Source organism: Streptomyces sparsus, from assembly GCF_054776295.1.
Map to the genome: position 1 here is coordinate 1 of NZ_BAAHCA010000086.1, position 10,543 is coordinate 10,543.

Here is a 10,543-nt window from a genome sequence, read left to right on the forward strand (position 1 = left end):
GTCCGCGCCCGGCGAGGGGCGCGGACGTGCGGGCGGGCCTACGACGTGCGCGGACGTGCCGCCGGGTGACGGGTCAGGCGCCCATCATGTGCACGCCGCCGTCGACGTGCACGATCTCCCCGGTCGTCTTGGGGAACCAGTCGGAGAGCAGCGCCACCACACCGCGGGCGGCGGGCTCGGGGTCGGTCAGGTCCCAGCCGATCGGGGCGCGGGTCTTCCACACGTCCGCCAGGTCCTCGAAGCCGGGGATCGAGCGGGCGGCCATCGACTTGATCGGCCCGGCCGAGATCAGGTTGCAGCGGATGTCCTTCTCGCCCAGGTCGCGGGCGAGGTAGCGCGAGGTCGACTCCAGGGCGGCCTTCGCCACGCCCATCCAGTCGTACTTCGGCCAGGCGACCTGCGCGTCGAAGTCCATGCCGACCACCGAGCCGCCGCGCTGCTCCAGCAGCGGCAGCAGCGCCATGGTGAGCGACTTCAGCGAGTAGGCGGAGACCTCGACGGCGGTGGCCACCGACTCCCACTCGGTGTGCAGGAAGTTGCCGCCCAGGGCGTCCTGGGGGGCGAACCCGATGGAGTGCACGACGCCGTCCAGGCCGACGCCCTCCCCGAGGTGCTCGGTGACGGCGGCGGCGAGCCCGTCGAGGTGCTCCTTGTTCTGCACGTCCAGCTCGATCACCGGGGCTTCCTTGGGGAGCCGCTTGGCGATGCGCTGCACCAGGCTGAGACGGCCGAAACCGGTGAGTACGACCTCGGCGCCCTCCTCCTGGGCGAGTCTGGCGACGTGGAAGGCGATCGAGGCGTCCGTGAGGACGCCCGTGACCAGAATGCGCTTGCCGGCGAGAAGTCCACTCATGTCGTTCAGTGACCCATGCCCAATCCGCCGTCAACGGGGATGACGGCTCCAGTGATGTACGCGGCCTGCTCGGAGGCCAGGAATCGGACCGTGGCGGCGATCTCGTCGGGCTGCGCGTAGCGGCCCAGCGGAACCCGGCCCACGATGGCCGTGCGCTGCTCGTCGGTGAGCGCGCGTGTCATGTCGGTGTCGACGAAGCCGGGGGCGACGACGTTGCAGGTGATGTTGCGGGAGCCCAACTCGCGGGCGATGGAGCGGGCGAAGCCCACCAGTCCCGCCTTGGACGCGGCGTAGTTGGCCTGGCCGGCGGAGCCGAGCAGGCCGACCACGGACGAGATGAGCACGATCCGGCCCTTCCGGGCCCGCAGCATCGCGCGGCTGGCGCGCTTGACGACGCGGAACGTCCCGGTGAGGTTGGTGTCCAGGACCGAGGTGAAGTCCTCGTCGGACATCCGCAGCAGCAACTGGTCGCGGGTGACGCCGGCGTTGGCGACGAGCACCTCGACCGGGCCCTGCTTCTCCTCGATCTCCTTGTAGGCCTGCTCCACCTGTTCGGCGTCGGTGATGTCGCAGCGGACGGCGAGAAAGCCCTCCGGCGGCTCGCCCGACCGGTAGGTGACGGCGACCCTGTCGCCTCCCTCGGCGAGCGCGCGGGCGATGGCGAGGCCGATGCCGCGGCTTCCTCCGGTGACGAGAACCGAGCGGCTCAAGGGACCACCTTCTCCATGTGTCGTGCGTGGATCTGCTGTGCCCTACGAAACTATCGGGCCGGTGCCCTCCGACGGCACTCGGCCACCCACAGGGCGTTGTGCGGCACCCTGTGGGGTCCCTACAGAACGGTGCCCGACGCGGAGCCACCGCGGGCCGGTCGGCGGGCCGATGCGCCCGCAGCGGCAGGAGGGCGGGGTCCGGGCCGGAAAACCGCTGTTCCGCCCGGCTGTCCGAACGGCATGATTCACTGCGCCTGACGTCTAACGGAGGAGGCCGGGTGCCCCACCCCATCGATGAGACCTTCACCGCGCTGCCGCTGCGCGCGCTCGCCGACGCGGCGCTGGCGCGGGCCCGGGCTCTGGGCGCCGAGCACGCCGACTTCCGGTACGAGCGGGTGCGCAGCGCCTCCTGGCGGTTGCGGGACGCCCGGCCGTCCGGTTCCTCGGACGACACCGACTCCGGGTACGCGGTGCGGGTGGTGCACGGCGGCGCCTGGGGTTTCGCCGCAGGCGTGGACCGCACGATGGACGCCGCGGCCAGGGTCGCCTCGCAGGCGGTGGCGATGGCGAAGCTGTCCGCCCAGGTCATCAGGTCGGCCGGGTCCGACGAGCGGGTGGAACTGGCCGACGAGCCGTCGCACGGCGAGCGGAGCTGGGTCTCCGCCTACGAGACGAACCCGTTCGACGTGCCCGACGAGGAGAAGACGGCCCTGCTCGCGCAGTGGAGCGCCGGCCTGCTGGCGGCGGAGGGCGTGGCGCACACCGACGCGACGCTCACCACCGTGCAGGAGAACAAGTTCTACGCCGACACCGCCGGCACCGTCACCACCCAGCAGCGGGTGCGGATCCATCCGCAGCTGACGGCGGTCGCGGTCAGCCCCTCGGGTGACTTCGACTCGATGCGCACCCTGGCCCCTCCGGTGGGGCGCGGCTGGGAGTACGCCCGCGGCACCGGCTGGGACTGGGACGCCGAACTGGCCGAACTGCCCTCGCTGCTGGCGGAGAAGCTCGCCGCTCCCCCGGTGGAGCCCGGTGACTACGACCTGGTGGTGGACCCCTCCAACCTGTGGCTGACGATCCACGAGTCGATCGGCCACGCCACCGAACTGGACCGGGCCCTGGGCTACGAGGCCGCCTACGCGGGAACGTCGTTCGCCACCCCGGACCTGCTGGGCACCCTGCGGTACGGCACGGACCTGATGAACGTGACGGGCGACCGCACCGCCGAGCACGGCCTGGCGACGGTCGGCTACGACGACGAGGGCGTGCAGGCGCAGTCCTGGGACCTCGTCAGGGACGGCGTGCTGGTCGGTTACCAACTGGACCGCCGCATCGCCAAGCTGACGGGCATGGGCCGCTCCAACGGCTGCGCCTACGCCGACTCCCCGTCGCACGTCCCCGTGCAGCGCATGGCGAACGTGTCGCTGCTGCCGGCTCAGGACGGTCCGTCCACACAGGAGCTGATCGCCGGAGTGGAACGCGGCGTGTACGTGGTCGGGGACCGCTCGTGGTCCATCGACATGCAGCGGTACAACTTCCAGTTCACCGGCCAGCGGTTCCACCGGATCGAGAACGGCCGCCTGACGGGCCAGCTGCGGGACGTCGCCTACCAGGCGACGACAACCGACTTCTGGGGGTCGATGGAGGCGGTGGGCGGGCCGCAGACCTACGTCCTGGGCGGCGCCTTCAACTGCGGCAAGGCCCAGCCGGGCCAGGTCGCGGCCGTCTCGCACGGCTGCCCGGCCGCACTGTTCCGCGGCGTCAACATCCTCAACACGAGCCAGGAGGCCGGCCGATGACCCCGGTGCACAAGCCGCACGAGGTGGTGGAGCGGGCCCTTGAGCTGTCCCGGGCGGACGACTGCGCGGTCATCGCCGACGAGCGCTCCACGGCGAACCTGCGGTGGGCGGGCAACGCGCTCACCACCAACGGCGTGACGCGCGGCCGGTCCGTCACGGTGATCGCCACCGTCGACGGCGCCTCGGGCACCGCGGTCGGGGTGGTGTCCCGGTCGGGGGTGACGCGGGACGAACTGGAACCGCTGGTGCGGGCGGCCGAGCACGCCGCCGCGAAGGCCGGGCCGGCCGAGGACGCGCAGCCCCCGGTGACGGGCGTGCCCGCGTCACCGGACTTCACCGAGCCGCCGGCCGAGACGTCGCCGCAGGTCTTCGCCGGTTTCGCGCCCGCCCTGGGTGAGGCGTTCGCCAGGGCCTCCGGCGGGGACCGGGAACTGTACGGCTTCGCCAGCCACGAGACGGTCTCCAGTTACCTGGGCACGTCCGCCGGCCTGCGGCTGCGGCACGACCAGCCCACCGGCACGCTGGAGGTCAACGCCAAGTCGCCGGACCGCACCCGTTCCCCGTGGACGGGGCGGGCGACTCGCGACTTCACCGACGTCGACCCGCTGGCGCTCGACGCGGAGCTGGCGCAGCGCCTGGAGTGGTCCCGCCGGCAGGTGGACCTGCCCGCCGGCCGCTACGAGACACTGCTGCCGCCCTCCGCGGTGGCGGACCTGATGGTCTACCAGCTGTGGTCGGCGGCGGCCCGCGACGCAGCCGAGGGCCGCACGGTGTTCAGCACGCCCGGCGGCGGTACCCGGGTCGGTGAGCGGCTCTCGCGGCTGCCGCTGAACCTGCGCAGCGACCCGCACGCTCCCGGCCTTGAGGCGGCGCCGTTCGTTCTCGCCCGGGCCTCGGGGGACGACGCCTCGGTCTTCGACAACGGGCTTCCGCTGGCCGCCACCGACTGGATGCGCGAGGGTGAGCTGCGGCACCTGGTCAGTACCCGGCACTCCGCGGCGCTCACCGGGCTGCCCGTCGCCCCCGCGATCGACAACCTCGTGATGGACGGCGGTGGGGCCGCGTCGCTGGCCGAGATGACCGCGGCCTCCGGCCACGACGGACCCGCGCTGCTGCTCACCTGCCTCTGGTACATCCGGGAGGTGGACCCGGCGACGCTGCTGCTGACCGGGCTGACCCGGGACGGTGTCTACCTGGTCGAGAACGGCGAGGTGACGGGCTCGGTGAACAACTTCCGGTTCAACGAGTCACCGGTGGACCTGCTCTCCCGTGCCACCGAGGCCGGCCGCACCGAGCGCACGCTGCCGCGCGAGTGGTCGGACTGGTTCACGCGCGCCGCGATGCCGCCGCTGCGTGTTCCGGACTTCCGGATGAGCTCCGTCAGCCGGGGTGTGTGACCGGCATAGACTCTCCCCCACCCATCCGTATCGACCCCAGGACCAGAACGTGACACGCCTCGGCGAATCCGTGCAGCGCGCGAGCGCACTGCTGGCGCAGGACCTCTCCTCCGACGAGACCGTCGGGCGGCTGCTCGACGAGACGGGCTCCCGGCGTCATCTCGACCTGAGCGACCTGTCCGCGAAGGAGCAGGCAGACCTGATCGCGGCGCGCGCCGTGGAGGTGCTGCCCGGCGCCGACCGGTTGGCCGAGCGCATCGAGCAGCGGCGGGCCGAGGGCCGCGGCCTGCGCATCAAGCTGGGCATCGACCCCACGGCGGCCGACGTGCACCTGGGCCATGCGGTGCCGGTGATCGTGCTCAGCCGCTTCCAGCGCATGGGCCACGACGTGACGCTGCTGATCGGGGACTTCACCGCGAAGATCGGTGACCCCTCCGGGCGGACGGCGGAGCGCCCGCCGCTGACCGACGAGGACATCGCCGGCAACCTGGCCGGCTACCGGGAGCAGGTCCGGCCGTTCTTCGACTTCGACCGGGTCAGCTTCCGGCAGAACAGCGAGTGGCTGGCGCCCTACACCTTTCCCGAGCTGCTCGGGCTGCTCTCGCAGGTGCCGGTGTCGCAGCTGTTGCAGCGGGAGGACTTCCGCAGCCGGCTGGCCGCCGGCTCCGGGCTGACGATGTCGGAACTGCTGTACCCGATCGCCCAGGCCCTGGACTCGGTGGCGCTGGAGAGCGACGTGGAGCTGGGCGGCGCCGACCAGCTGCTGAACCTCCAGATGGGCCGGCGGCTGATGGAGCTGCGCGGCCAGGCGCCGCAGCTGGTGCTCACCATGCCGCTGATCGAGGGCACCGACGGCACCGGCGCCAAGATGTCGAAGTCCAAGGGCAACTACGTCGGCCTGACGGCTTCCGCGGACGATGTCTTCGGCAAGATCATGTCGGTGCCGGACCGGCTGATGGAGCCGTACCTCAAGGCGTGGACGGAGTGGACGGACCAGGAGATCGCGCTGGTCCTGGCGCGGATCGAGGAGCGGTCGCTGCATCCGATGGACCTGAAGAAGGTTCTGGCGGGTGAGGTGGTCGCGGCGATCCACGGGCCCGAGGCGGCGGCCGCCGCACGGGCGGGCTTCGTCGCCCAGTTCTCCAAGAAGTCCTTCGCGGACGTCGGCACGCTGCCGTCGGTGGACGCCGGGCAGCACGGCGGCGAGGGCGTGGCGGCGGTGCTGACCGGGGTGCTCGGCTTCACTCCGAGTGCGTCGGCCGCCCGCCGGATCGCCAAGCAGAACGGGCTTCGTCTGGTGGTGGAGCCGGCTGCGGGCGGCGCCCAGACGTCGATCGTGCTGGGCGAGCAGGAGGCGCTGCGTCCGCTGGCCGAGGTGGTGCCGGAGAAGCTGGCGGAGGCGGGCCTGGAAGGAACGGTCTATCTGAAGGCCGGCCGTAAGATCGCCCAGATCACCGGGCTGTAGGCGGCACCGGGTTCCACGCCGAACCGCGCTGTACGCGACACCGCGCGACAGGCGGCACCGGGCTGCGGTCGGGGCCCGGCGGGATGCACGTGAGTGCGGGTGCCGCCCGGCGGATTCCGCCGGGCAGCACCCGCTCGTCCGGCTGCCGGACGCCTCACCGTGTCATCTGGCGCGTGAGCCGGAGCCGCCCCGCAACTTGGCGTAGAGCGGCGTACCCACCGCGACGACCAGCACGGCGCCCGCCAGTTGCAGGAGGTGCCGGATCCAGTCGATGCCGTCCGTGTTCTCGACTCCGATTCCGGCCGCCACGGCGTTGCCGAGGAGGCTGCCGAGGACACCGAAGATGATCGTCAGCCAGATGGGGATGTTCTGCTTTCCGGGCAGGATCGCCCGGGCCAGTGCACCCAGGATCAGACCCAGGATGATCGCCCACAACCAGCTCATACCGCCTCCTCGTTCGGCGCAGGGATGCGCATTCCGTACCAGCTTTGCCTGATCGGCGGGTTGCCGCACGCCGGGCCCGCCAAACGGGCTACCCCGGCCGGTCCGAGGAATCGTGCACGCAGGCGGGATACGGGTGAGCGGGTCCTGCCGCCGGGCGTACCGAACCGGGTCCACCCCGCCTACGGGACGGACCGGCGGGCGGCGTACCGTAGGAGTGGTCCGGGATGTCCGGTTCCGGCGAGGCACGGGTGGTGGATCATGAAACGCAGGCAGCGCGGTACCGAGGTCTACCGGATCACCGGCGCCCGCCAGGGCCTGGCCGAGGACGTCCGGGGACGGGAACGGCGCTATGTGATCTCCATGCTGCTGCGCGCGGCGTCCGTGGCGCTCACCGTCCTGCTGTGGAACGTGCAGCGCCCGCTGGCCGTGGCCGCGCTGGTGCTGGGAGTGGCGCTGCCGTACGTCGCGGTGGTGATCGCCAACGCCGGGCGCGAGCGCTCCCCCGCGATCCCGTCGTCCTTCGTCTCCGTACCGCCGAGGGTCATGCTGGGTCCGGCCGACGAACCAGTCGAGGCGTCCCCGACTCCGCCGAACCGAACGAGGCCGGACGCGGCTTGATCCGCCTGCGACGCCGAGTGATCTTCAAGTGAGCGCAAAGCTCAGAAAAAGCTCAGATCAATCGCGTCGTTCCGGTGCTCCCGCCCAGTGCCCTCATGCCATACTGCGTACGCGCTCCGTATCCCCCGTCGGAGCGACGGACCGACGCCGGGCAGCTCCCCCCGTGGCTGCCCGGCGTCGCCATTTCCGCCCCCGGCAGCGTGTTCTCATGGCGGGGTGACGACTGAAGAAGCCCCCATCTGCTCCGCCAAGGGTTGCCGGGCCGCCGCCGTGTGGGTGCTGGCGTGGAACAACCCGAAGCTGCACACCCCCGAGCGCCGCAAGACCTGGCTGGCCTGCGAGGAGCACCGCGAGCACCTGTCGCAGTTCCTCGCCATGCGCGACTTCCTCAAGGACGTCGTGCCGCTGGCGGACTGGGAGTCAGCCGCCGATCGCTGACATCGGCCGGTCGGGCTGCACGAAGGTCGGGTCGTCGATGCCGGCGCCGGCCTTCTTGCCCCACATCGCGACCTTCCAGAGGCGGGCGATCTCGGCGTCCTCCGCGCCGGACCGCAGCGCTCCGCGCAGGTCGGACTCCTCCCGGGCGAAGAGGCAGGTGCGGACCTGGCCGTCGGCGGTGAGCCGGGTGCGGTCGCAGGCCCGGCAGAAAGGCCGCGTCACGGAGGCGATGACGCCCACCCGGTGCGGGCCGCCGTCCACCAGCCAGCGCTCGGCCGGCGCCGCGCCGCGCTGCTGCTCACCCTCCGGGCTGAGCTCGAAGCGGGTGCGCAGCGACTCCAGGATGTCCCCGGCGGTGATCATGGTGTCCCGCTGCCAGCCGTGCTGGGCGTCGAGCGGCATCTGCTCGATGAACCGCAGTTCGTAGTCGTGCTCGATCGCCCAGGACAGCAGGTCGGGGGCTTCGGTGTCGTTGAGGCCCGGCATCAGGACGGCGTTGACCTTGACCGGGGTGAGCCCGGCGGCCCGGGCCGCCGCCAGGCCGCTCAGCACGTCGGCGTGCCGCTTGCGGCGGGTCAAACGCTGGAAGACCTCTGGGTCGAGCGTGTCCAGGGAGACGTTCACGCGGTCCAGGCCGGCGTCGCGCAGCGCGGTGGCGGTGCGCTCCAGGCCGATGCCGTTGGTGGTGAGCGACATGCGCGGGCGCCGTTCGAGGGCTGCGCAGCGCTCCACCAGGGACACGAGGCCGGGGCGCAGCAGCGGTTCCCCGCCGGTGAACCGGACCTGGGTGACGCCGAGTCGGGTCACCGCGATGCGGATCAGCCGGACGATCTCGTCGTCGGTAAGGAGTTCGGGCTTGGCCAGCCACTGCAGGCCTTCCTCAGGCATGCAGTAGGTGCAACGCAGGTTGCACCGGTCGGTCAGCGAGACGCGCAGGTCGGTGGCGACCCTGCCGTAGGTGTCGAGCAGCATGCGCGGCAACCCCTCCCGCGGTTGGAACCTCTCCTTGCAGCGTACGCGACACCTGCGACATTCAACAGATCGTTGAAGTCAGTTCATGACCACTCTCCGTATTGTTCTGATCTCGATCTTACGGATTTCGTTGCCCTCGACCGGGTGGCGGCGATAGCTTCCCTCCGGCACCCGAACCGGCAAGTCCGTTAACCGGACGGGTGGTTGATGACCAGTTGTGCGTCCACGAGACATGGAGACTTCATGGCATTGAGAGCCCTGACCAGGCGGCGGCGGCTTGTCGCGGTACCCGTCGGCCTGGCACTGACCGTGTCGCTCGGGCTGCTGCCCGGTACGAGCGCGGCCATCGCCACCGAGAAGGCCGACCGGGCCGCGGCGGTCGTGAAGAACGAGGGGCCGCAGCTGTCCTACGTCGTCAACACCAAGGCCGACAAGAAGTCGATCAAGAAGGCCAAGAAGGCCGTCAAGAAGGCCGGCGGTTCGGTCGTCACCGCGCACCCCGAGATCGGCGTGATCGTCGCCCACTCGGGCAACCCGGACTTCGGCGAGCAGCTCCGCGCCGTCAAGGGCATCGACTCGGCCGGCGCCACCCGCACCGCGCCGCTGCAGACCGCGGCCACCACGGACGTCGGCGAGCCGGAGTACGTCAGCCCCAACAAGCTGTTCCGCTCCGCCGCGTCCGACGAGGAGCCGCTGGAGTCCCTCCAGTGGGGCCTGCCCCAGATCAAGGCCGACAAGGCGCACAAGATCAGCGAGGGCAGCCGCAACGTCACCGTCGCCGTCATCGACACCGGCGTCGACGACACCCACCCGGACCTGGCGCCGAACTTCTCGAAGAAGCAGTCCGCCAACTGCGTCGGCGGGGTGCCGGACACCTCCCCCGGCGCCTGGCGCCCGTACCCGGACGGCAGCTACCACGGCACCCACGTCGCCGGCATCATCGCCGCCCCGCGCAACGGCGTGGGCATCGCCGGCGCCGCCCCGGGCGTCCAGGTGTCGTCGATCAAGGTGAGCGAGCCCGGTGACGGCTTCTTCTACACCGAAGCCGTCGTCTGCGCGTTCATGTTCGCCGCCAAGACGGGCGTCGAGATCACCAACAACAGCTACTACGTCGACCCGTGGCTGTACGCCTGCCGCGACGACGCCGACCAGGGCGCACTGGTCGAGGCCGTCAGCCGCGCCCTGAAGTACACCCAGGGCAAGGGCACCGCGCACGTCACCTCGTCGGGCAACTCCAACCACGACCTGGCCGCCGCGGAGATCACCGACCGCTCCAGCCCCAACGACTCCACACCGGTGGAGCGCACCATCAACCCCCGGGTCTGCCCCGACCTGCCCACGCAGCTGCCCGGCGTGACCTCGGTCGCGGCCACCGGCTCGCACGAGCAGAAGTCGTTCTACTCCAACTACGGCCTCGGTGAGATCGACGTGGCCGCTCCCGGCGGTGACACCCGCTACCAGATCCCGGACGCCCCGGCGAAGAGCGGCGGCGTGCTCTCCACCATGCCGGACGGCGAGTACGCCTTCCTGCAGGGCACCTCGATGGCCGGCCCGTACGTCGCCGGAGTCGCCGCGCTCATCAAGAGCAAGCACCCGAACGTGACGCCGCAGGAGCTGGGCTGGCGCCTCAAGGCGCAGGCCATGAGCACCCCCTGCCCGACCGACCCGTTCGACCCCAGCGGTGACGGCGCCTACCTGGCGACCTGCACCGGCACCAAGCACATCAACAGCTTCTACGGCTACGGCATCGTCGACGCCCTGGCGGCCGTGCAGAAGTGACGCACCACGAGTGAGCCGGTCCGGGCAGCGGCCCGTACCGGCAAGCGGGGGCCGGGCGTTCACCGCCC

10 protein-coding genes are annotated in these 10,543 nt (G+C 71.4%); 6 read left to right on the forward strand and 4 right to left on the reverse strand.

Annotated features, from left to right (window positions below; all coding sequences use genetic code 11):
- Positions 1–73: 73 nt before the first annotated feature.
- Together fabI and fabG are read right to left on the reverse strand one after the other, a co-directional pair.
- A complete protein-coding gene (gene fabI / locus ACYVE9_RS07630) occupies positions 74–853 on the reverse strand; it encodes an enoyl-ACP reductase FabI (RefSeq protein ID WP_461026968.1) in 780 nt (259 codons plus the stop codon).
- Between the two features lie 5 nt (positions 854–858).
- Complete coding sequence (gene fabG, locus ACYVE9_RS07635; RefSeq protein WP_461026969.1) at positions 859–1,563, reverse strand: 3-oxoacyl-[acyl-carrier-protein] reductase; 705 nt, start codon at positions 1,561–1,563, stop codon at positions 859–861.
- A gap of 278 nt (positions 1,564–1,841) precedes the next feature.
- Between fabG and ACYVE9_RS07640 the strand changes: the two genes are divergently transcribed.
- From ACYVE9_RS07640 to tyrS, 3 genes are read left to right on the forward strand one after another with little or no spacing between them, the layout of a single operon-like run.
- Complete coding sequence (locus ACYVE9_RS07640; protein ID WP_461026970.1) at positions 1,842–3,362, forward strand: TldD/PmbA family protein; 1,521 nt, start codon at positions 1,842–1,844, stop codon at positions 3,360–3,362.
- The gene (locus tag ACYVE9_RS07645) at positions 3,359–4,759 is read left to right on the forward strand and encodes a metallopeptidase TldD-related protein (protein ID WP_461026971.1); all 1,401 of its coding nucleotides are present in this window, start codon (positions 3,359–3,361) and stop codon (positions 4,757–4,759) included. The genes ACYVE9_RS07640 and ACYVE9_RS07645 overlap by 4 nt, the downstream gene beginning before the upstream one ends.
- 49 nt (positions 4,760–4,808) lie before the next feature.
- A complete protein-coding gene (gene tyrS, locus ACYVE9_RS07650; RefSeq protein ID WP_461026972.1) occupies positions 4,809–6,224 on the forward strand; it encodes a tyrosine--tRNA ligase in 1,416 nt (471 codons plus the stop codon).
- 162 nt (positions 6,225–6,386) lie between these two features.
- Here tyrS and ACYVE9_RS07655 read toward each other — a convergent pair whose 3' ends face one another.
- Positions 6,387–6,668 carry a GlsB/YeaQ/YmgE family stress response membrane protein gene (locus ACYVE9_RS07655; RefSeq protein ID WP_461026973.1) on the reverse strand — a complete coding sequence of 94 codons (282 nt, stop codon included), beginning with the start codon at positions 6,666–6,668 and terminating at the stop codon, positions 6,387–6,389.
- Positions 6,669–6,926: 258 nt separating this feature from the next.
- Between ACYVE9_RS07655 and ACYVE9_RS07660 the strand changes: the two genes are divergently transcribed.
- Both ACYVE9_RS07660 and ACYVE9_RS07665 read left to right on the forward strand, forming a co-directional pair.
- Positions 6,927–7,286 carry a DUF3099 domain-containing protein gene (locus tag ACYVE9_RS07660; RefSeq protein WP_461026974.1) on the forward strand — a complete coding sequence of 120 codons (360 nt, stop codon included), beginning with the start codon at positions 6,927–6,929 and terminating at the stop codon, positions 7,284–7,286.
- A 216-nt stretch (positions 7,287–7,502) separates the two neighbouring features.
- Positions 7,503–7,724 carry a hypothetical protein gene (locus ACYVE9_RS07665; RefSeq protein WP_461026975.1) on the forward strand — a complete coding sequence of 74 codons (222 nt, stop codon included), beginning with the start codon at positions 7,503–7,505 and terminating at the stop codon, positions 7,722–7,724.
- On the opposite strand, the gene moaA is transcribed toward ACYVE9_RS07665, so the two are convergent.
- Positions 7,707–8,696, reverse strand: a complete 990-nt coding sequence (gene moaA, locus ACYVE9_RS07670; protein WP_461026976.1) for a GTP 3',8-cyclase MoaA — start codon at positions 8,694–8,696, stop codon at positions 7,707–7,709. The two genes, ACYVE9_RS07665 and moaA, sit on opposite strands and share 18 nt — an antisense overlap.
- Before the next feature lie 243 nt (positions 8,697–8,939).
- Between moaA and ACYVE9_RS07675 the strand changes: the two genes are divergently transcribed.
- The gene (locus ACYVE9_RS07675) at positions 8,940–10,475 is read left to right on the forward strand and encodes a S8 family serine peptidase (protein ID WP_461026977.1); all 1,536 of its coding nucleotides are present in this window, start codon (positions 8,940–8,942) and stop codon (positions 10,473–10,475) included.
- Positions 10,476–10,543 lie beyond the last annotated feature (68 nt).